This window comes from Streptomyces sp. NPDC054849 (assembly GCF_053610945.1).
Genome location: NZ_JBSGZI010000011.1, coordinates 79,970 through 100,706, shown reverse-complemented (window position 1 = coordinate 100,706; position 20,737 = coordinate 79,970). Strand labels below are relative to the sequence as shown.

23 protein-coding genes and 2 tRNA genes are annotated in these 20,737 nt (G+C 71.8%); 13 read left to right on the top strand and 12 right to left on the bottom strand.

The window, feature by feature from the left end; translation table 11 throughout:
* Positions 1-135: 135 nt before the first annotated feature.
* The 10 genes from ACWGIF_RS08005 to ACWGIF_RS07960 all read left to right on the top strand — a co-directional run bounded on the left by ACWGIF_RS08005 (position 136) and on the right by ACWGIF_RS07960 (position 7,028).
* Positions 136-1,077 carry a universal stress protein gene (locus ACWGIF_RS08005; RefSeq protein WP_453492722.1) on the top strand — a complete coding sequence of 314 codons (942 nt, stop codon included), beginning with the start codon at positions 136-138 and terminating at the stop codon, positions 1,075-1,077.
* Positions 1,078-1,160: 83 nt separating this feature from the next.
* Positions 1,161-1,340, top strand: a complete 180-nt coding sequence (locus ACWGIF_RS08000) for a hypothetical protein (protein WP_453492719.1) — start codon at positions 1,161-1,163, stop codon at positions 1,338-1,340.
* Positions 1,341-1,763: 423 nt separating this feature from the next.
* Positions 1,764-2,312: a tRNA adenosine deaminase-associated protein gene (locus tag ACWGIF_RS07995; protein WP_453492717.1), complete on the top strand. Its 549-nt coding sequence runs from the start codon at positions 1,764-1,766 to the stop codon at positions 2,310-2,312.
* A 50-nt stretch (positions 2,313-2,362) separates the two neighbouring features.
* Positions 2,363-2,791, top strand: coding sequence for a tRNA adenosine(34) deaminase TadA (gene tadA, locus ACWGIF_RS07990; RefSeq protein ID WP_453492766.1), 429 nt, complete (start codon positions 2,363-2,365; stop codon positions 2,789-2,791).
* Between the two features lie 48 nt (positions 2,792-2,839).
* A tRNA-Ser gene (locus tag ACWGIF_RS07985) sits at positions 2,840-2,926 on the top strand.
* A gap of 229 nt (positions 2,927-3,155) precedes the next feature.
* Positions 3,156-3,446, top strand: coding sequence for a hypothetical protein (locus tag ACWGIF_RS07980; RefSeq protein WP_453492714.1), 291 nt, complete (start codon positions 3,156-3,158; stop codon positions 3,444-3,446).
* A 396-nt stretch (positions 3,447-3,842) separates the two neighbouring features.
* Positions 3,843-4,004, top strand: a complete 162-nt coding sequence (locus ACWGIF_RS07975) for a hypothetical protein (RefSeq protein WP_215014193.1) — start codon at positions 3,843-3,845, stop codon at positions 4,002-4,004.
* 206 nt (positions 4,005-4,210) lie between these two features.
* The gene (locus tag ACWGIF_RS07970; protein ID WP_453492711.1) at positions 4,211-5,113 is read left to right on the top strand and encodes an RNA polymerase sigma factor SigF; all 903 of its coding nucleotides are present in this window, start codon (positions 4,211-4,213) and stop codon (positions 5,111-5,113) included.
* Positions 5,114-5,343: 230 nt separating this feature from the next.
* Positions 5,344-6,186, top strand: a complete 843-nt coding sequence (locus ACWGIF_RS07965) for an RNA polymerase sigma factor SigF (RefSeq protein ID WP_453492708.1) — start codon at positions 5,344-5,346, stop codon at positions 6,184-6,186.
* Positions 6,187-6,236: 50 nt separating this feature from the next.
* Complete coding sequence (locus ACWGIF_RS07960) at positions 6,237-7,028, top strand: hypothetical protein (RefSeq protein ID WP_453492705.1); 792 nt, start codon at positions 6,237-6,239, stop codon at positions 7,026-7,028.
* 38 nt (positions 7,029-7,066) lie between these two features.
* Here the strand turns inward: ACWGIF_RS07960 and ACWGIF_RS07955 are convergent, their stop codons facing one another.
* Positions 7,067-7,309 carry a hypothetical protein gene (locus tag ACWGIF_RS07955; protein WP_453492702.1) on the bottom strand — a complete coding sequence of 81 codons (243 nt, stop codon included), beginning with the start codon at positions 7,307-7,309 and terminating at the stop codon, positions 7,067-7,069.
* 227 nt (positions 7,310-7,536) lie between these two features.
* On the opposite strand from ACWGIF_RS07955, the gene ACWGIF_RS07950 reads away from it, so the two are divergent.
* On the top strand, positions 7,537-7,929 hold the full coding sequence (locus ACWGIF_RS07950) for a MarR family winged helix-turn-helix transcriptional regulator (protein ID WP_453492763.1): 393 nt from the start codon (positions 7,537-7,539) through the stop codon (positions 7,927-7,929).
* Between the two features lie 85 nt (positions 7,930-8,014).
* Positions 8,015-9,604 carry an MDR family MFS transporter gene (locus tag ACWGIF_RS07945; protein ID WP_453492760.1) on the top strand — a complete coding sequence of 530 codons (1,590 nt, stop codon included), beginning with the start codon at positions 8,015-8,017 and terminating at the stop codon, positions 9,602-9,604.
* On the opposite strand, the gene ACWGIF_RS07940 is transcribed toward ACWGIF_RS07945, so the two are convergent.
* From ACWGIF_RS07940 to ACWGIF_RS07900, 9 genes are all read right to left on the bottom strand, one after another.
* Positions 9,601-10,224 carry a TetR/AcrR family transcriptional regulator gene (locus tag ACWGIF_RS07940; protein WP_453492699.1) on the bottom strand — a complete coding sequence of 208 codons (624 nt, stop codon included), beginning with the start codon at positions 10,222-10,224 and terminating at the stop codon, positions 9,601-9,603. The two genes, ACWGIF_RS07945 and ACWGIF_RS07940, sit on opposite strands and share 4 nt — an antisense overlap.
* Positions 10,225-10,348: 124 nt before the next feature.
* On the bottom strand, positions 10,349-12,571 hold the full coding sequence (locus ACWGIF_RS07935; protein WP_453492696.1) for an ArnT family glycosyltransferase: 2,223 nt from the start codon (positions 12,569-12,571) through the stop codon (positions 10,349-10,351).
* Positions 12,568-13,836, bottom strand: a complete 1,269-nt coding sequence (locus tag ACWGIF_RS07930) for a glycosyltransferase (RefSeq protein WP_453492693.1) — start codon at positions 13,834-13,836, stop codon at positions 12,568-12,570. Before ACWGIF_RS07930 ends, ACWGIF_RS07935 begins: the two co-directional genes overlap by 4 nt.
* Positions 13,837-13,861: 25 nt before the next feature.
* Positions 13,862-15,361, bottom strand: a complete 1,500-nt coding sequence (locus ACWGIF_RS07925; RefSeq protein ID WP_453492690.1) for a sensor histidine kinase — start codon at positions 15,359-15,361, stop codon at positions 13,862-13,864.
* Between the two features lie 74 nt (positions 15,362-15,435).
* Positions 15,436-16,203: a response regulator transcription factor gene (locus ACWGIF_RS07920; RefSeq protein ID WP_453492687.1), complete on the bottom strand. Its 768-nt coding sequence runs from the start codon at positions 16,201-16,203 to the stop codon at positions 15,436-15,438.
* Between the two features lie 86 nt (positions 16,204-16,289).
* Positions 16,290-17,171, bottom strand: coding sequence for an amidohydrolase family protein (locus ACWGIF_RS07915; protein ID WP_453492684.1), 882 nt, complete (start codon positions 17,169-17,171; stop codon positions 16,290-16,292).
* Complete coding sequence (locus tag ACWGIF_RS07910; RefSeq protein ID WP_453492681.1) at positions 17,155-17,493, bottom strand: antibiotic biosynthesis monooxygenase; 339 nt, start codon at positions 17,491-17,493, stop codon at positions 17,155-17,157. The genes ACWGIF_RS07915 and ACWGIF_RS07910 overlap by 17 nt, the downstream gene beginning before the upstream one ends.
* 102 nt (positions 17,494-17,595) lie before the next feature.
* Entirely contained in the window at positions 17,596-18,450 is an 855-nt protein-coding gene (locus ACWGIF_RS07905; protein WP_453492678.1) for a DUF2797 domain-containing protein, read from the bottom strand.
* Positions 18,451-18,476: 26 nt separating this feature from the next.
* Positions 18,477-18,911, bottom strand: coding sequence for an Lrp/AsnC family transcriptional regulator (locus ACWGIF_RS07900; RefSeq protein WP_453492675.1), 435 nt, complete (start codon positions 18,909-18,911; stop codon positions 18,477-18,479).
* A gap of 108 nt (positions 18,912-19,019) precedes the next feature.
* Here ACWGIF_RS07900 and ACWGIF_RS07895 point away from each other — a divergent pair, with 108 nt between their 5' ends.
* Positions 19,020-19,931 carry an SMP-30/gluconolactonase/LRE family protein gene (locus ACWGIF_RS07895; RefSeq protein WP_453492672.1) on the top strand — a complete coding sequence of 304 codons (912 nt, stop codon included), beginning with the start codon at positions 19,020-19,022 and terminating at the stop codon, positions 19,929-19,931.
* Between the two features lie 16 nt (positions 19,932-19,947).
* Here the strand turns inward: ACWGIF_RS07895 and ACWGIF_RS07890 are convergent, their stop codons facing one another.
* Positions 19,948-20,313 carry a PH domain-containing protein gene (locus tag ACWGIF_RS07890; RefSeq protein ID WP_453492669.1) on the bottom strand — a complete coding sequence of 122 codons (366 nt, stop codon included), beginning with the start codon at positions 20,311-20,313 and terminating at the stop codon, positions 19,948-19,950.
* A gap of 196 nt (positions 20,314-20,509) precedes the next feature.
* Positions 20,510-20,582: transfer RNA gene (locus ACWGIF_RS07885), tRNA-Arg, on the bottom strand.
* Positions 20,583-20,737: the final 155 nt, after the last annotated feature.

The window sequence follows — 20,737 nt, the reverse complement described above, 5'->3', positions numbered from 1 at the left end:
TGCAAAAACGGTCGCACGACGCGACCTGCACCCAAAAGGCTACGCGCTGACGCGGCCCCTTCGCGTCCGAAGCCGCGGCCACGCCCGCGTCAGCCTGCGGATGCGACCCGCGCGGACGCCCAGCACGCTGGACTGATGAGCAACGCACCGGTCATCGCAGCCGTCGACGGGTCCGAACACAGCCTCAAGGCCCTGCAGTGGGCACGGGCCGCGGCCGTCCGGCACGAAACGGGGCTGCTGATCGCCCATGTACTGCCCGACCACGCGCAGTTGTATGCGGGGCGCCGGGCCTCGCTGCACGACGCCTCGCAGCCGGCGCAGTTCGCCGACCCCGTCAGCGACTGGGTCCGGGCGGTGCTCGACGCCGGCCCCGAGCTGCCCGAGGGGGTCCGCTACGAGGCCCTGGAGGGCTCCGTCCCCGAGGCGCTGCGGGTGATCGGGACGCAGGGCCGGATGCTGGTGATGGGCTCCCGGGGCCGCGGCGGCTTCGCCAGCCTGCTGCTCGGCTCGAACAGCAGGGCCGTGGCCAGTACGGCGGCCTGCCCGGTGGTGGTGGTCCCGCACGCGGAGCGCAGCGCCCGGGACGCCGACGCGGAGGAGTCCGCCGGGCGGGTGGTCCTCGGGCTGCACGCCGCCGAGACGCCCGACGACGTACTGGCCTTCGCGTTCGCGGAGGCGGCCGTGCGGGGGACCACCGTCCAGGTGGTGTCCGCGTACGCCATTCCGCCCGCGCCGACCCTGGTGATCGACAGCCCCTTCGCGGTGATCCCGCCCGAAGGGCTGGCCGACGACGGGGACGCCGTACCGGCCGAGCGGGAGATGCTGCGCTCCCAGACGGCGCGGCTGGCGCCGTTCCGCACGCGCTACCCGGACGTCCCGGTCGAGCAGGCTGCGGTACCCGGGGATCCGGCGGGCCGGCTGGTCGCCGCGTCCCGGTCGGCGGCACTGGTCGTGGTCGGCCGCCACCACCCGCGGCGCACCGCCATGTCGCTGATGATCGGTTCAGTGGCCCACGCGGTGCTCCAGCACGCGCACGGCCCCGTAGCGGTCGTCCCGACCCTCAAGGACGACGCCTGACCTGCGACGGGGTGGCATCAAACGGTCCGTCCGGGGGAAGGTGGGTGCAGGGGGGACGACCGACCAGCCCCAGGTGGTGGCCGATGCCCGACACGCAGCCGAGCGACGATGCCCCGGAGACCCCGGCGCAGCGCCGAGCCCGCCGCGCGCAGTTCCTGCGCGACCTGATGGAGGCGCGTGAGCTGCGCGACCGCGTCCAGCCCCGCCGCGCCCGCGCGGCCCGCATGCGCCAGCAGATGCGCATGCGCACGTTCCGCTGGTAGGCCGCGGACCCGATTCCGCCCCGCCTACCCCATCCACCTCGGCCGACGACTCCAGCCCCGTCGACCCCACCACCTCCGCCGACGACTCCAGCCACGCCGAGCCGAAGCCGGCCCCGCCGGCGTGTGAGGCGCCGGCCCGGCCCAGCACCGCGCAGCGCCCCGTCAGGCCGCGACACGAGCGGGCCCGCAGGGCAACCGAGACGGCCTCCGCCACCCCGAAACACCCCGCCGCCACAACCCCGCACGCCCCCCGCCACCGCACGGCGCGGCACGACGCAAGCGCGGAAGACCTCTCGCAACGCCGCTGTTTCTGCCACGATGCCGATTGGGCGGGGTACGGCGGCGAGCACACGGCCGCTCTGCCCCAACCTCCGGCCGGGGGGACCTCCAACCGGCACGCCTAAGACCAGTGGGAGAGTCACGGTGTATTTCGCCGCACTGCTCGCGCGCACCGAAGACGGGTGGGAAGCGAGCGACATGGAACTCGACGACGTCGAGTCCCTCAGTGATCTGATCGATCTCGCCCGTTCCGCCGCTGTCGACGACGACACGGTGGTCGCCCTCATCGAGCAGGAGGACGCCTGGTTCGGCGTCGTCCGCGTGGACGGCGAGGAGGACCCGCGGTACTTCGTATCGAACGCCGCCGCGGCCGCCCGCAGCTCCTACGGCTCGATGCTGACCAAAGAGCTGCTGGGCAGCGACGAGGAGGACGACGAACTCGACGAACTGGACCTGGACGGCACCGAGGACGGCGAGGAGGACGCCGTCGCCGCGTACGCGGACGACGACGCCGACGAGGACGAGGCGGGCGGGGCCGGCGCGGAGCCGGTGCCGGCCGGTCCGCTCGGCGATCCCCGGCTGCTGGACGACCTCGGGGTGACCCACAAGCAACTGATGACCCTGGACGGGGACGCCCTCTCGGAGATCGCCGAGTCCCTCGGCGCCACCGAGGTCCTGGAGGCCGTCCGCTAGTGCTCCCTGCACACACCGACGATCCCGTGAGGGACCCGTGGCGGGACTCCATGCGCCTGGCGCTCCAGGAGGCCGCCCGGGCGGTGCCGGCCGGCGATGTGCCGGTCGGCGCCGTCGTGCTGGACCCGGACGGGAACCTGCTCGCCACCGGGTACAACGAGCGCGAGGCGACCGGCGACCCCACGGCGCACGCCGAGGTGGTGGCACTGCGCCGGGCCGCGGCCAAGCTCGGGGAATGGCGGCTTCCGGGGTGCACCCTCGTGGTCACCCTGGAGCCGTGTGTGATGTGCGCGGGCGCGCTCGTCCAGTCGCGCGTCGCCCGGGTCGTCTACGGCGCGGACGACGAGAAGGCCGGCGCGGCCGGGTCGCTGTGGGACCTCGTACGGGACCGCAGGCTCAACCACCGCCCCGAGGTGGTCCGCGGCGTCCTCGCCGAGGAGTGCGCCCGGCAGCTGACGGACTTCTTCCGGGACCTGTGACGGATACGGATTTCAGCGCACGGGCCACCTTGGGCTAAGCTCTCTCTCGGTAGCGTGTCCGAGCGGCCGAAGGAGCACGCCTCGAAAGCGTGTGATGGTGCAAGCTATCCGTGGGTTCAAATCCCACCGCTACCGCTCTGACCGAGAGCCCCGCCCCGCAAGGGTCGGGGCTCTCGGCGTTTCCGCGCGCCCACGCCTGCGGCTGCCTTCGCGCGTCTGCTTCCCCGTCTGCTTCCCCGTCTGCCTCCGCGTCTGCCTCCGTGCCCGCGCCGGCACCGGCCCGTACCGGCCCGCCGACCGCCCCGGACGGGCCCCTCCGGAGTACGGCGGCGTGACCGCCCGCCCCTTCCGCCGTTGTCACGGCATGACCAAGACCCAGCGCATGCTCGCCGCCTTCGCCCTCGCGGGGGCCGCCGCGGGCCTCGCCGCACCCGCCGCCTCGGCCGCCCCCATCGCCCCCCTCGCCCTCCCGGACCTGCCGACCGCCGCCCCGGGGATGCCGGCGGGGGCCCAGCCCGCTTCCGTCCAAGAGATCGGGGCGAAGCTCAGTGAGGGCGCCAACCAGCTCAACGCGCTCATGGAGCTGCCCAACCACCTGGCGCCCGTGATCGCCCCCGTACAGCCCCTCACGGACCTGGCCGGCGGCATCGAGTAGCCCCCGCCCCCCAACCGCCCCCGCCTCCGCCCCGGCTGCGCCGCGGGACGACGCGTTGAAGGCCCCGACCGGGGTCGGGGCCTTCAACGCGTGGGACGGGGGAAGTGGCATCGGGGGGACAAGCCACTTCCCCGATGAGGACGGACCCGCCGGTCCGAGCCGCAGTCAGGGGGAAGCCGACGGCTCGGACCCCGTGGCGCGGCCCTGCCCCTCACCCACCGATTTCCTGCCATAACCGGTGGACTCCTCTCAATCCTGCGCCCACGGCAATCCCGGACTCACCGGCAAAGGACCCGGAGTACCGGGTCATTGGTCCTTAAAGGGCAGGTGAGTGTCCCATCTTGACCGGTTAGACTCACCCGACTTGCAAGGACCGGTTGGGGAGGCCGCCCGCTCGTGGACACCAAGAAGCTCATCACGGGTGCCCTCACCGTGTTCGTCCTCTTCGTGATCATCACCCAGCCGAAGAGAGCGGCCGAGATGGTCGGAATAGGCTTCCAGGGGATATCGGATGCCGCCTCCGGCATCGGCGAGTTCATGACCGAACTGGTGCGCTGACCCCGTACGCTGAAGCGGTTCCCGGACTTCCGGCCCCCCACTCCGACGGGTGGGGGGCTTTTTGCATCCCCACGACTGGGCATAATGCCCCGATATGCCCAACTTGCCGTCAACACGGCAATATACGGTGCTTGCACACAGTGCACATCTCTTGTGATGCTATGACCGCTTTTGACGGATGAGTTGACTGAAGGGGTGGCGTGACCGTGCCGGCCAGTACTGCGCCTCAAGTGCCACCCCGACAGGACCCCCAGGTACCGCCCCAGCAGGACCCCCAGCGAGAACACTGCCAGGAGCCCCGCCCGGAGCCGCCCGAGGAGCCCCCGGCCCCGCCGAGACCTCCGAGCCGGGGCGCGGACACCCGGGCCCTCACCCAGGTCCTCTTCGGCCAGCTGAAGGGTCTGGAGCCGGGCACCAGAGAGCACACCCGGGTGCGCGGGGCCCTCATCGAGGCCAACCTCCCGCTCGTCCGGTACGCGGCCGCCCGCTTCCGCAGCCGCAACGAGCCGATGGAGGACGTGGTCCAGGTCGGCACCATCGGGCTGATCAACGCCATCGACCGGTTCGACCCGGACCGCGGCGTGCAGTTCCCGACCTTCGCGATGCCGACCGTCGTGGGCGAGATCAAGCGGTACTTCCGGGACAACGTCCGCACCGTCCACGTCCCGCGCCGCCTCCACGAGCTGTGGGTCCAGGTCAACGCCGCCACCGAGGACCTCACCACCCTCCACGGCCGCACCCCGACCACGGCAGAGATCGCCGAGCGGCTGCGGATCACCGAAGACGAGGTGCTGTCCTGCATCGAGGCCGGGCGCAGCTACCACGCGACCTCGCTGGAGGCCGCCCAGGAGGGCGACGGCATGCCAGGGCTGCTGGACCGCCTCGGCTACGAGGACCCGGAGCTGGCGGGGGTCGAGCACCGCGACCTCGTCCGCCACCTCCTCGTACAACTGCCCGAACGCGAACAGCGGATCCTGCTCCTGCGGTACTACAACAACCTGACGCAGTCACAGATCAGTGCAGAGCTCGGCGTCTCCCAGATGCACGTCTCCCGGCTGCTCGCCCGGAGCTTCGCCCGACTGAGATCCGCAAACAGGATCGAAGCGTAACCGGAACGAGTGGAGATCATTCAGTCGTTTCCCGACAGAACGGGCTGATCACCTTCTGACCTCTTCTGTCGCTGGAGATATATGTCGACTTGGCGCTACAGCGTGTTGCCGACATGTGACATTCTGCTTGAACCGCGTTTGCCGCAGCCCCGCCTCCGGTATTCAGGTGGAGGCTGCGTTCCTCCGACGGACGCGCCGTACGCGACCGTCCGCGACCTCAAGGGGGTGGCATGTCCGTAGACCAGGGCAGCTCCAAGGTGCTCACACTCGTCAAGAGCGTGACGCCGCCGGCAGTGTCCCACCGCTCGGAAGCCATCGACACCCGCACCCTCTCCCGCTCCCTCTTCCAGCGACTTGCCGCCCTGGACGCGGACAGCCCCGACCGGGCGTACGTACGCGACACCCTGATCGAGCTGAACCTGCCCCTCGTCCGGTACGCGGCCGCCCGCTTCCGCAGCCGCAACGAGCCGATGGAGGACATCGTCCAGGTCGGCACCATCGGCCTGATCAAGGCGATCGACCGGTTCGACTGCGAACGCGGCGTGGAGTTCCCGACGTTCGCGATGCCGACCGTCGTGGGCGAGATCAAACGATTCTTTAGGGACACCTCCTGGTCCGTCCGCGTCCCGCGCCGGCTCCAGGAGCTGCGCCTCGCGCTGACCAAGGCCAGCGACGAGCTCGCCCAGAAACTGGACCGCTCGCCGACCGTGCCGGAGCTCGCCGCCGTGCTCGGGGTCTCCGAGGAGGACGTCGTCGACGGCCTCGCCGTGGGCAACGCCTACACCGCCTCCTCGCTCGACTCGCCCTCCCCGGAGGACGAGGGCGGAGAGGGTTCGCTCGCGGACCGCCTCGGCTACGAGGACACCGCCCTCGAAGGCGTCGAGTACCGCGAGTCCCTGAAGCCGCTGCTCGCCAAACTCCCGCCCCGGGAACGGCAGATCATCATGCTGCGCTTCTTCGCGAACATGACGCAGTCGCAGATCGGCGAGGAGGTCGGCATCTCCCAGATGCACGTCTCCCGGCTGCTGACCCGCACCCTCGCGCAACTGCGCGTGGGCCTCATCGGAGAGTGACCGGGCGCCGCCCGCTTCCCAATTGACGATGCGTCAGGAAAACTGGCGTGATGCGAAAGGGATCGCGAGCGGCCACCACCCTCCTCGCCCTGTCCTGCACGGCCGCCGTCGGCCTCACCGGCTGCGGCGGCCCGGCGCGGGACGGATACGTCGCCGTGGGCGCCGCGGCCCCGGGCCCCGAACGGGGCGCGGGGGAGAACGCGGCGCCGCAGGGCCGGGTGGAGTTCCAGCAGCTCGGCGACCCGTCCGCGGCGGGCGGGTCCTCCGCGTCGGCCGGCACGTCGGCCGGGACGCCCGCATCCGGGTCCCCTGGCGGCTCCACCCTGGGCGGAGCCGCGACTACCGGCGCCGGCGGCTCCGCAGGCACATCCGGCGCTTCTGCGGGACCGGGCCGGACCACCACGACACCCGGCACACCGAACACGCCGGGCACGCCAGGCGCGCCGGGAACCCCCACCGTGCCGGCCTCGCCGACGAACCCGGGCGGCCCGTCCACCCAGCCCGGCACAACGCCCCCGGCCCCGCCCCCGGCCACCCCGGCGCGACTGACGCTGTCCACACCGACCAGGGCGGCCGCGGCCGACCGCTGGTGCGAGCGGGTCACCATGACCTTCACCAACAGCGGGACCACCGCGGCCCGTTCGGGCACGGTCAGCTTCGCGACGCACATCATCGGCGCCCTCGGCGTCGACTGGGCCACGATCACCACGACCCAGCCGCTCCCCGCGCCCATCGCGGGCGGAGCCGTGAAGACGCAGACCTACACCGTGTGCGTGGAGGCCTGGCGGGTTCCGCTGGGCATGCACGTGGACACCCGGAAGGTCACCGCCACCTGGAGCTGAGCCCGTCGGGCCCGCCGGGGGACGTCAGCTTTCGGTCGTCAGCTCAGGACCACCCAGGCCGCCGCGCCGATCACGAGCACGAGCGCGAGGACCAGTCCGAGCTTCACGGCCGGGTTCGACGACCCGGACCGCCCCTGCTCCGCGCGGCGCTGCTGACGGGATCCCGGTCCCCCCGCCTGCCGGGCCGGTGCCGCCTCTTCGACGAACGCCCGGAACATCTGCGTGCTGCCCGCGGGGTCGTGGTTGCCCTCGGGGACCTGTGAGTTGTGGTTGTCAGCCATGGAGCAGGACCCTAGCCGGTTTTCCGATTCCTTTACCGCCCCACCCCCAGATTCGTTTGCCTGTAGCAACCATTCGCTCTTATGGTTGCCTCAAGCAACAAGATGGGGGACACCCGGTGACCGTGCAGACCACTCGTCCCACTCGGCCCGCTCAGACCGCTCAGACCGCTCAGACCACTCAGACCACTCAGACCGCAGCGACCGCCCGGACCACTCTTTACGAGGAGCTGGCCCGGCGGCTCACGGGCATCGGGGCGGTCAAGCGCGAGCTCGCCCGCCACCTGCCCCCGGACTGCCCGCCGGGCGCCGCCGCCGTCCTCACCGTGCTCGACCGGCAGGGAGAGATGCGGCTGAACCGGCTGGCGGAGTGCATGGCCGTCGACATCTCGGTGACCAGTCGGCACGTCACGCACGTCGCCGACCGCGGCTGGATCGAGCGCGAGACCGACCCGGGCGACGGACGCTGCCGGATCCTGCGGCTCACCCCGGCCGGTCGGGCGCTCCTCGGCGAGATCGGCGCCCGGTACACGGCCGCGCTGGAAAAAGCCCTCCACGACTGGTCCGCCCAGGACATCGACGTACTGAACACGCTGCTGGCCCGACTCCGATCGAGCTTCTAGACGAAGGAAAGACATGGCCCAGTCGGAGACGACGACCGACCACACGCCCGCTCCCGAACCCGTGCACCCAGCCACGGCCGTGACGATGACCCACCCGCAGGTCATGAAGGCGCTGTCCGGGCTGATGCTCGGCATGTTCGTGGCGATCCTGTCCTCCACGATCGTCTCCAACGCCCTGCCCCAGATCATCAGCGATCTCGGCGGCACCCAGTCCTCGTACACCTGGGTGGTCACCGCGGCCCTGCTGTCGATGACGGCGGCCACCCCGCTGTGGGGCAAGCTGTCCGACCTCTTCAGCAAGAAGCTGCTGGTCCAGATCTCCCTCGTGATCTACGTCCTCGGCTCGGTGGTCGCGGGCATGTCCCAGAACACCGGCACGCTCATCGCCTGCCGCGTGGTCCAGGGCATCGGCGTCGGCGGCCTGTCGGCCCTCGCCCAGATCGTCATGGCCGCGATGATCTCCCCGCGCGAGCGCGGCCGGTACAGCGGCTACCTCGGCGCGGTCTTCGCCGTCGCCACCGTCGGCGGCCCGCTGCTGGGCGGCGTCATCACCGACACCGAGTGGCTGGGCTGGCGCTGGTGCTTCTACGTCGGGGTGCCCTTCGCGGTCATCGCGCTGATCGTGCTCCAGAAGACCCTGCGGCTGCCGGTGGTGCGGCGCGACGTCAAGGTCGACTGGCTCGGCGCCTTCCTGATCAGCGGGTCCGTCTCCCTGCTGCTGATCTGGGTCACGCAGGCCGGCGACTCCTACGCGTGGATCTCCTGGCAGACCTGGGCGATGACGGGCGGCGCGGTGGCGCTCGGCCTGCTCTTCGTCCTCGTCGAGTCCCGCGCGAGCGACCCGATCATCCCGCTGCGGCTGTTCCGCAACAAGACCATCACCCTGGCCTCGGCGACCTCTCTGTTCGTGGGCATCGCAATGTTCTCGGGGACCGTGTTTTTCAGCCAGTTCTTCCAGTTGGCGCGCGGCGAGTCCCCCACCATGTCCGGAATCCTCACGATTCCGATGATCGCCGGGCTCTTCGTCTCCTCCACTCTTTCCGGTCAGGTGATCACCAAGACCGGTAGGTGGAAGGCCTGGATCGTCACCGGCGGGGTGCTGCTGACGGCCGGACTGGGTCTGCTGGGCACCCTGCGCCACGACACCCCGTACTGGCACATCGCCCTCTACATGGCGGTGACCGGCCTCGGTCTCGGCATGATGATGCAGAACCTGGTCCTCGCCACCCAGAACCAGGTGGCCCCCGAGGACCTGGGCGCGGCCAGCTCGGTCGTCACCTTCTTCCGCTCCCTCGGCGGCGCCGTGGGCGTCTCCGCACTGGGCGCGGTCATGGCCAACCGGGTCACGCACTACGTCCAGGACGGCCTGGCCGCCCTCGGGCCGAAGGCGGCGGCCATGGGTCACGGCGGCACCGCCGGGGGCGGCATCCCCGACCTCGACACGCTGCCCGCGCCGGTCCGCGAGGTCATCGAGTCCGCGTACGGGCACGGCGTCGGGGACGTCTTCCTCTACGCCGCCCCCTTCGCGCTGCTCGGGCTGGTACTGGTGGTGTTCATCAAGGAGGTCGCCCTGAAGGCGAAGCCCGCGGCCCACGCCCCGGCGGCGGCTTCGCCCGGGCCGTCCCCCGCCGAGGCCGCCCCGGAAGCCGCCCGAGAGGCCCGGATCAAGGCCTAAGCGGTGGTGGCCTTGGCCTCGATGCCTGCGATCAGGACGTCGAGCGCGAGGCAGAAGTCGCCTTCGGGCGCCCGGCGGACCGCGCCCCCGCAGCCGAGCAGGAACTGTGAGACGGCCAGGTGGGCGCCGGTCCGGGCGGCGTCCGCCAGGCCGGTGGCGTCCAGCAGCCTCTGGAGCGCGGCGTCGAAGGCCCGCGCGTGCGGGCCGATGTTCGGGTAGGCGGCGGTGAGCGGAGCCACCCACGGATGGTCGGCCAGCACCCCGCGGTAGCCCCGGGCCATCGTCTGCAGCCGGACCGGCCAGCCCGCCTCGCCGGGTTCCGGCGGCCCGGCCGGCAGCCGCAGCTCGCCCAGGGCACTGTCCAGGGCGAGTTCGAGCAGGTCGTGCCTGGTGTCCACGTACCAGTACAGGGACATCGCGGTGACTCCGAGGCCGGCGGCGAGCCGGCGCATCGAGAACCGGGCCAGCCCCTCTGCGTCGAGCAGTCGTACGGTGGCGGCGGTGATCCGCTCACGGTCGAGCCCGGAGGGCGCCTCGGCACGGCGTCTGGTGGGGGCGGCCGGCCTGGCGGCCAGCCACACACTGGTCCGGGTCTCGCCGGGATCGGCCGCGGTCACCATGCAGGCGCCCTCCTCACGACAGGTGGATCAGCCCGGAATGCCCGGTCTGCCCTCTTGATGCTAGGTCCTGTCGTCCCGGTCGCGTGGCCAAGTGCGCAGTATCGGGTACTGCCGTGACGCCTGATCAGGATGTCGGAGCCGTCAGGTCGTAGAAGGTGGCTCCGCCGACCGTGGACGCCGTGAACGTTGCCTTGACCCAGGTCTCGACGGCCGTGCTGGTGCCACCACCCGGGCCGCCACCACCCGGGCCGCCGCCGCGCTGGCCGCCCTCGGCGGTGCCGGTGCCGATGCCGGTGCCGCCCTGGCCGATGAACCAGTGGATCCGGCCTTCCTGCACGTACTTCTTGAACTGTTCCAGGGTCGGCGAGGGGTCGCTGCCGTTGAAGCCGCCGACCGGCATGACGGGCACACCGGAGGCCAGCTGGTAACTCGCCGCGTTCTGCGAGCCGATGGCGGCCGCCGCCCAGGTGTACGCGTCGGCGTCGGCGGTGAGGGCCGCCTTGGCCTCGGCCCCGACCTGGGCGCCGTTCAGCAGACCGCCCGGACCGCCCCGGCCGCCGCCTGCGCGCTCGGCACCGGGTCCGCCCGCCCCACCCTGGCCCTGCGGCAGAGTGCCCTGGGCACCTTGGCCGCCTCGGCCTTGCGGCACCGTGCCCTGAGCCGGGGCGCCCTGCGGCGGGGTGCCGCCGCCCTGATCGCCGCCGGGCCGGACGCCGACCGGCTGCCCGCCCGGGCCGCCCTGCAGCATCTCCCCGGCACCGCCCGGGCCGCCTGCGCCACCAGGGCCACCAGGGCCACCGGGGCCACCGGGGCCGTCCACCATCCCGCCGGGTCCGCCCCGGCCGCCCGCCACCGCCGGTCCGGCGGTCACGATGGAACCGGTGTGCCCGGTGCTCACGGTCGTCAGGCAGTACGCGAGCGGCCCGGCCAGGGCCGCCGCCAGTCCCAGCCCGGCCGTGGCCCGCAGCATCCGGTGGCCGGCCCGCGCGGCGAAGGGCAGCGCGGCCGCGGCGAGCAGCCCGCCCGCGAGGACCGCCCAGCGCAGCCACGGCAGGTAGCCGGTGGCCCGGCCGAGGAGCACGTACGACCAGACCGCCGTCAGGGCGAGCGTGCCGGCCAGCGTGAGCGCGGCGGCCGGCCCGCTCCGCTCCTCCCACAGCACGGCGGCGCCCATGCCGATCAGCGCTGCCACGAAGGGCGCAAGCGCCACCGTGTAGTACTCGTGGAAGATGCCCTGCATGTAGCTGAAGACGACCGCGGTGATCAGCAGTGAGCCGCCCCAGGCCAAAAAGGCCGCCCGGGCCATGCTCTCCAGCGACTCGGTGGCCCGGCCGGCCCGCCAGGTGACGACCAGCCCGGCCACGAGCAGCACCAGGGCCGCCGGCAGCAGCCAGGAGATCTGCCCGCCGATGTTGCCTGCGAAGAGCCGGTCGAATCCGGTCTCCCCCCAGCCGCCACCGCCGGCGCCGCCGCGTCCGCCGCCGACGCTGCCGGTCTCATTGCCGTTGATCCGGCCGAGGCCGTTGTAGCCGAGGGTCAGCTCCAGGAAGGAGTTGGTCTGCGAGCCGCCGATGTACGGGCGGGAGGAGGCGGGCCACAGTTCGACGATCGCGACCCACCAGCCTCCGGCCACGACCATCGCGAGCCCGGCCGACAGCAACTGCCCGAGCCGCCTGCGCAGCGGGGTGGGCGCGCATACGGCGTACAGCACGGCGAGCGGCGGCAGGATGACGAAGGCCTGCAGGGTCTTGGTGAGGAAGGCGAGGCCGACCGCGACACCGGCCCACAGCAGCCACCGGGTGTGCGCCCCCTCGAGGGCCCGCAGCACGCAGTACACGGTGACGGTCAGCAGCAGGGTCAGCAGCGCGTCGGGGTTGTTGAAGCGGAACATCAGCGCGGCGACGGGCGTCAGTGCGAAGGCGGTCCCGCTCAGCAGCGCGGGCCCGGGCCCGAACTGGCGGCGGACGGCGGCGTACAGGACGCCGGTCGTGGCGACCCCCATCAGGGCCTGCGGGACGAGGATCTGCCAGGCGCCCAGCCCGAACAGCCGGACGGACAGCATCATCGGCCACAGGGCGGCCGGGGGCTTGTCGACGGTGATGGAGTTGCCGGCGTCGGAGGAGCCGAAGAAGAACGCCTTCCAGCTCTCGCTGCCCGCCTGCACGGCGGCGGAGTAGAAGGAGTTGGCGTAGCCGGAGGCGCCCAGATCCCACAGGAGCAGCGCGGCGGTGGCGATCAGCAGCACGGCGAGGGCGGGTCGTTCCCAGCGGGGCCGGTCGACGGCGTGGCGGCCGGTACGGGCCCGTGCTTCGGGGACCGGGAGGAGCGGAATTGCTGCGGTGGTCATCGGATGTCGTCCTTCACGGGGGTGTCGCGCCGCTCGGGGAAGACCCAGGCGCGGAAGAGCAGGAACCGCAGCACGGTGGCGGCGAGGTTGGCGGTGATCAGGACGGCCAGTTCGGTGCTGTGCGCGGCATCGGCCGTGGCCGCTCCGAGCGCTGCCAGGGACCCGCTGGTCAGGGCCAGTCCGATGCCGAACACCACCAGTCCTTGGGCCTGGTGGCGCACGGCCCGGTCCCGGCCGCGGACGCCGAAGGTGAGCCGTCGGTTGGCCGCGGTGTTGGCGACGGCCGAGAGGAGCAGGGCGGCTCCGTTGGCGTGCTGCGGCCCGGTCCCGCCGCGGAAGGCGGAGTACAACAGCAGGTAGAGCAGGGTGGACAGCGCTCCCACGGCGCAGAAGCCGAGCAACTGGCGGGCCAGTCCGCCGTCCACCCCGGGCAGTGCGGTGCGGTCGCGCGGGTCGTCGCCCAAGGGCCGGGCGAGCCGGTCGAGCGGGAGCGCTCCGACGGCCAGGGCCCGGCCCACGCGCCAGACGCCCTTGAGGTCCTCGGTGGCGGTCCTGACGATGTGGACGGTGGAGTCGGGGTCGTCGACCCAGTCCACCGGCACCTCGTGGACCCGCAGCCCGGCCCGCTCGGCGAGGACGAGCAGTTCGGTGTCGAAGAACCAGCCCGTGTCCTCCACCAGCGGCAGCAGCCGCTCGGCGACCTCGCGCCGGATGGCCTTGAACCCGCACTGGGCATCGCTGAACCGGGCGGCGAGGGAGGAACGCAGCAGGAGGTTGTAGGCGCGGGAGACGAACTCCCGCTTCACCCCCCGCACCACCCGTGAGGAACGGGCCAGGCGGGTCCCGATCGCGAGGTCGGAGTGGCCGGAGATCAGCGGCGCGACCAGAGGCAGCAGGGCCTTGAGGTCGGTGGAGAGGTCCACGTCCATGTAGGCGAGGACGGGGGCATCGGACCCGGACCAGACCGTGCGCAGGGCCCGGCCGCGGCCCTTCTCCTCCAGCCGGGTGCTGCGTACGCCGTCCAGTGCGGCGGCGAGGGCGGCCGCGACCTCGGGAGTGCGGTCGGTGCTCGCGTTGTCGGCGACCGTGATCCGGAAGGGATAGGGGAAGGTCCGGGTGAGGTGCTCGTGCAGTCGGCGCACGCACGGGCCGAGGTCCTTCTCCTCGTTGAAGACCGGGATCACCACGTCGAGGACGGGCTCTCCGGGCACGGGCGCGAGGGGCGCCCGTGCCGGAAGGGCCCCGGAGGAGGTGTCGGTTCGCATGCTCAAACCCTCGCGGGGCGGCCTGTCACCGCTGTGTGGTGAGCCTGTGACCCGTCTGTGAGTCCGGCTGCGCCGTCCCCCCGGACCGGGCGAGCGGAAGGACGACCTCGAAACGGGTCCGGCCCGGCTCGCTCTGGACGCCCACCCGCCCGCCGTGCGCCGCCACCACGGCTTGGACGATGGCGAGACCGAGTCCGGTGGAGCCCGCCGCTCGGGACCGGGAGGCGTCACCACGGGCGAATCGCTCGAAGACGTGGGGGAGCAGCGCGGGCGCGATACCCGGCCCGTCGTCTTCGATCCGCAGGCGGACGGAGGATGTTTCACGTGAAACATGCGCGGTGACCGTGGTGCCGGGTGGGGTGTGCGTACGGGCGTTGGCGAGAAGGTTGACCAGGACCTGCTGCATGCGGGCGGGATCGGCGCGCACGAGCGCGGGCTCCTCGGGCAGGTGCAAGCGCCAGTGGTGCTCGGGCCCGGCGGCGCGTGCGTCGCTGACGGCGTCGATGACGAGCGGGGCCAGGTCGGTGCCGGCGTCGGCTTCGGCGTCGGCGTCGGTGCCGGTGCCGCCGGTGGCGAGCGGGCGACCCGCGTCGAGCCGGGCCAGCAACAGCAGGTCCTCGACCAAGCCGGTCATCCGGGTGGCCTCGGACTCGATCCGGCCCAGGGCGTGCCGGGTGTCGGGACCGGGCTCCTCCCGTCCCCGGCGGGTCAGTTCGGCGTAACCGCGGATCGAAGCCAGCGGTGTGCGCAGTTCGTGACTGGCGTCGGCGATGAACTGCCGGACCCGCGTCTCGCTCTCCTGGCGGGCGGTGAGGGCGGAGGAAACGTGACCCAGCATCCGGTTGAAGGCCGCCCCCACCTGGCCGACCTCGGTGCGGGGGTCGGCCTCGGACTCCGGGACCCGCTCGTGGAGGGCGGGCTCGCCCTTGTGCAGCGGCAGTTCGGAGACCCGGGTGGCAGTGGCGGCGACCCTGCGCAGCGGGCGCAGAGCGACGCCGACCAGCGCCTGCCCGGCGAGGGAGGCCGCGATCAGCCCGGCGAGGGTGACACAGACCTCCACGCCGACCAGGGTGCGGACGGTGGAGTCGACGTCCCGCAGGGGGAAGCCGAGGACGAGCCGCCCGTCGGGGGAGGCCAGCACCCGGTAGGCGCCCAAACCCGGGAGATCCGCGTCCACCGGCCCGGACGGGCCCTGGACGGCCTTCCGGGCGGCCTGTGCGAGAACCCGGCTCTGCTCCTCGGTGAGCGGCGGCGCCTTGTCGGGCGACCACCCCTCGACGCGCGCGTTACGGGCGGTCAGCACCGCGCCGGCGGAATCCAGACGGAACCCGGCGGCGTCCAGCGGGCTGCCGGGCGGCATGAGGAAACCGCCGCTGCTCTCCCGGGCCGCCTTCTGGCCGGGCCCGTGGCCTGCCATCGTGACCGAGGTGCGCAGCTGCTCGTCGAGCTGGGTGACCAGGTACGAGCGCAGGGCGAGGGTCGTCACGGCCCCGATGGCCGCGCTCACCACGGCGATCAGCGCCACCGCCGAGACGACGAGCCTGGTCCGCAGAGACCAGGGCCCGCAGGCTCGCCGGCGCCGATTGCTGCGGAAGGCCACTACTCGGCCGGCTTGATCAGGTAACCGGCGCCGCGCCGGGTGTGGATCATCGGCGGCAGGCCGAGGCCGCTCTCCAGCTTCCTGCGCAGGTAGGAGATGTACAGCTCGACCACATTGGCCTGGCCGCCGAAATCGTACGACCACACCCGGTCCAGGATCTGCGCCTTGCTCAGCACGCGCCGCGGGTTGCGCATCAGGTAGCGCAGCAGCTCGAACTCGGTGGCGGTCAGGTGGATGTCCCGACCGGCCCGGACCACCTCGTGGCTGTCCTCGTCGAGCCGCAGATCACCGACGGCCAGCACCGAACCGCCGCGCGCCGCCTGCGCCGCGCCCGAGCGCCGGATCAGGCCGCGCAGCCGGGCCACGACCTCCTCCAGGCTGAAGGGCTTGGTCACGTAGTCGTCGCCGCCCGCCGTAAGGCCGGCGATCCGGTCCTCGACGGAGTCCCTGGCGGTCAGGAACAGCACGGGGACCTGGGGGATCTCCCGGCGCAGCCGCCCGAGGACGGCGAGTCCGTCCATGTCGGGGAGCATGACGTCGAGGACCACCACGTCCGGGCGGAACTCGCGCGCCGCCCGCACCGCGCCGGCCCCGTCGCCGGCGCTGCGGACCTCGCAGCCCTCGTAGCGCAGGGCCATGGACAGCAGCTCGGAGAGCGAGGCCTCGTCGTCGACGACGAGTACCCGGCAGGGTCCGCCGTCGGGCCGTACCAGGGCCGTGGGGTTGCTCGTGGACGTGGACCCGTGAGAGGTGGTCGTCGCAGTCATACCGGCACGCTGTCCGGCGGCTCTGAGAGCGTTCTTGTCCCCGCCTGTGAATTTCCTGAGAAAGGAGGACGGGCCGAAGCACAGGGTCAGCCGTCGAGGCGGAACAGCCGGGCGCCGTTGTCGTGGCAGACCGCCCGCAGCCAGTCGTCGCCGAGGCCGAGGCGTTCAAGGGCGTCGAGCTGGTGCTCGTAGGGGTAGGGGATGTTCGGGAAGTCGGTGCCGAGCAGGATGCGGTCGCCGAGGTCCGCGAGCCGTCCGAGGTCCCCGCGCGGGAAGGCGCTGAGCTGCTCGGAGAAGTCGGTGAAGGCCATGGTGGTGTCCAGGCGCACTTCGGCGTACCGGTCGGCGAGGCCGAGGAAGTCGGCGTACTCCGGCATGCCCATGTGGGCGATGACCAGCGGCAGCCGCGGATGGCGGGCCAACAGCCGGGCGACCGGCTCGGGTCCGGTGTACTTGCCCGGGGCGGGGCCGGAGCCGCAGTGGATCACGATCGGAATGCCGGCCTCGGCGAGCAGCCCCCAGACGGGGTCGAGCCGGTCGTCGTTCGGGTCGTAGTCGCCGACCTGGAGGTGTGCTTTGAAGATCCGGGCCCCGGAGTCGACGGCCTGGCGGACGTACGCGGTCACGCCCTCCTCAGGGAAGAAGGTCGCCGTGTGCAGGCAGTCGGGGGTGCGGGCGGCGAAATCGGCGGACCAGGCGTTGAGCCAGGCGGCCATCGCGGGTTTGTGCGGATAGAGCATGGCGGTGAAGGCCCGGACCCCGAACTCCCTCAGGAGCGCGACGCGCTGCTCCTCCTCGTGCCGGTAGGTGATGGGCCACTCGACGCCGGTCAGGGGGCCGACCGCGTCGAAGTAGTCCCACACCTTGTCCAGGACCCGCGCGGGCATGAAGTGCGTATGGACGTCGACCAGTCCGGGCAGCCCGAGCCGCTCCCGGAAGGCGCGGACTTCCTCAGCCGTTGCGTGCAAAGCCGTGGCTCCGTTCGACGGTCGCGACGTGCAGGGTGTAGCTCTCGTACCAGTCCTTGCGGCCCTGTCTCATGGCCGCGTGGTGCTCCACATCCTCGCGCCACAGGGTGAGCGACTCGTGGTCGCGGAAGTAGGCGACGGTGATGCCGAGGCCGCCGGGGGTGCGGGCGGACTCGTAGCCGAGGAAGCCGGCATTCGTCCGGACGATCTCGTTCATCCGGGCGAGGGTCTCGGGATAGCCACTGTCGTCGGCAGCCCGGACATTGCTGAAAACAGCCATCACATAAGGGGGTTCGAAGGCCGGTACCGGCTGAATGCTCATGCCCCCCACCCTCTGCGGGGCCGCCCCGGGATGTCCACAGGAATCGGCCCCGGGAGGCCGAAGGGATCCAAGTTTTGACCATGGACGCCGTGGTCCGCGGGGTCAGAACAGCCCGTCCTGCTCGGCGGGAGCGGTGGCGGCGGACGGGATCTGCGCCACCGGGACCGAGGTCACCGCCTCGTCCCCCGGGGCGGTGAGCTCCCAGCCGGCCAAGCGCCGGGTGTCCAGCACGAGCCCGTCGGCGAGGTGCAGATCGGGACCGGCCGCGCCCACCAGCCGGCCTACGACGGCCCCGCCGGGGATCATGTCGGTGAGCACCCGCGCGGGGGCGGGCAGTGCGTCCAGCCCGAACGCGCCAGCATGATCGGCAACTTCGCACCCCATCTGCTCCAACGACTCCGGCCACCCGGGCAGCGACGCCGCGCGGGCGTGCAGCTCGGCGACCTCCCGGGCCCGCTCGGCCCCCGACGGGAGGTGGGCCCGGCCGGCGCGCTTGCGGGCGTACGCGATCCGGTCGGGCACCCCGAGCGCCGCCCGCAGCAGCTCCTCCGTGCGCCGGGTGGCCATCAGCGGACCCCGCCCCAGCCAGGCCCAGGCCACCGCCCCCTGTTCCAGCAGTCGGGCGGAGCCGCGCTCCTCGGCGGTGATCCCGACCTTGACCATGCCGGGCCCGAACCAGGCCAGATAGACGCGATAGGTGCGCGGATCGGCCACGTTGGTGTCGGCCGCCACGGAGAACGACCGGTCGAGGCGGGCGCATTCAGGGCACTGCGCGTTCCCGGCGCGACCCGGCACGGTGCCGGCGGTGGGGCAGGGGGTCCGCTTCCCGGCCCGCCACACGCCGAGGCAGTGCCGCTCGCCGCGCGCGACGAAGGCCAGCCGCTGCCCGTACGCGAGACGGCTCGCCCGCTCGCCGCGCCCCTGCCCGTACCACCCGATGGCGGGTCCGCCGTCCATCCATCGGATCCCGGTGCACCACCAGGTCACAGCGGGAGGGGCCGTTCGAAGAAGGTCTCCAGCACGACGGTGGCGTGCGTACCGCTGACGCCGTTGATGGCGTAGAGGCAGCGCAGGACGTCCTGCAGCTGCTCGGTCGAGGCCGTGCGCACCTTGACCAGCACGGACGCGCTGCCCGCGATGATGTGCGCCTCCTGAATCTCGGGAATCGCGGCGAAGTCGGCGCCGGACTCGCCCATCCAGGCGTTGGAGTCGACCATCACGTAGGCGAGGACCCCGCTGCCGACGGCGGCCGGGTCGACGTCGACGGTGGTCCGCCGGATCACCCCCCGCTCGCGCAGTTTGCGCACGCGCTCGTGGGTGGCCCCCGCCGAGAGCCCGACGGCCGTGCCGAGAGCGGCGTACGACTGTCCGGCGTCCTGCTGCAGGCGCAGGACGAGCGCACGGTCGATGTCGTCCACGCGATCTTCCTCCCATGGGCCTGTCGACCCTTGCGAAGACGGTACCTGATCCTGCAATCTCACCATCAGACCGAACAAAATTCGGCAAGACTCAGTCAGGGGGAAACCATGTCCGGCATAGCCGACCTCACCTTGTACGAGATCCTGGACGACCGCTTCCAGACCGGCCGCTGCGCCAACGGCGACGCCCGGCTGGACCGGCTCTACGACGACTGCCGATGGGCCGAGGGCCCGCTGTACCTGCCCGCCTGGCGGCAGCTGGTGTGGAGCGACATCCCGAACGACCGGATGCTGCGCTGGGACGAGGCGACCGGAGCGGTCTCCGTCTTCCGCTCCCCGGCCGGCCACTCCAACGGCAACACCCTGGACCGTGAAGGCCGTCTGATCACCTGTGAGCAGGGCAACCGGCGCGTCACCCGCACCGAACCGAACGGCAGCCTGACCGTCATCGCCGACCACTTCGACGGCAAGCGGCTCAACAGCCCGAACGACGCGGTGGTCCGCTCGGACGGCTCCATCTGGTTCTCCGACCCGGACTTCGGCATCACCAACGACTACGAGGGCCACCGCGCGCCGAGCGAGATCGGAGCCTGCAACCTCTACCGGGCCGACCCCTCGACCGGCGAGGTCCGCATGGTCGCCGACGGCTTCCTCGGCCCCAACGGCGTCGTCTTCTCCCCGGACGAAAGCGAGCTGTACGCCGCGGACACCCGCGCGGGCCACATCCGCGCCTTCAAGGTCACCGACGACGGCGCACTCACCGGCGACCGGGTCTTCGCCATGTGCCCCAGCGTCGACAACATCCGCTTCGACGACGAGGGACGCCTGTGGGCGGCCGCGATGGAGAACGGCGTCCAGTGCTACGCCCCGGACGGCACCCTGATCGGCCGCCTCCGCGTCCCCGAACCGGTCTCGAACATCGCCTTCGGCGGCGCCAAGAACAACCGTCTCTTCATCACCGCCACCACCTCCCTCTACTCCCTGGTGATGTCGGTGACCGGCCTTCCCCGGGTTCTCTGAGGGCTGCCGTGTCCGGCTACCTCGCGACGAACTGCGTCAGGATCGCCTGCACCTCGTAGATGTCGACCCCCTTGGTGAAGGTCTTCTCGATCGGCGCCGAGCTGCCGGATATCCAGATCTTGAGCTCGGCGTCGAGATCGAAGTGGCCGGCGGTCTCCACGGAGAAGTGCGTGATGCTCCGGTACGGGATGGAGTGGTACTCCACCTTCTTCCCCGTGAGCCCCTGCTTGTCGACGAGCACCAGCCGCCGGTCGGTGAGCAGAATCGTGTCCCGGATCAGCAGGTACGCCGCGTGGACCTGCTCCCCCTGCCCCAGCAGCCGCGCGTAGTCCCGCTGCGCCGCCACGGGGTCGACCGTGTGCGCATTGCCGAACAGTCCCATGAGTGCCCCCGTTTTCCGACTTCGGACGATCTTCAAAAACCGTACCGAGGCCGGCGCGTGGTCGGCGTCCCCCGTCAGAGCCATCCCACCCCTGACATCCTCCGGGGGACCCCCTCCCCATCAAGGAGGAGACAACCCCCATGCGGACATACGACAGAGGCCCCCAGGATTTCTCCTGGGGGCCTCTGCCCTGCTGTGCACTCGGCAGGATTCGAACCTGCAACCTTCTGATCCGTAGTCAGATGCTCTATCCGTTAAGCTACGAGTGCTTGGGCTTCCCGGGGTTTTGCGCCCCGTTGGCCTTGCGAGAACAACAATACATGGACCTCGCCGGGACGCGAAATCCATTACCCACACCTCTGCTGACCTGCGAAAACGAGCCGGATGGAGATCATCCGGATGGGTTCGCAGAGAGGTCGGTGTG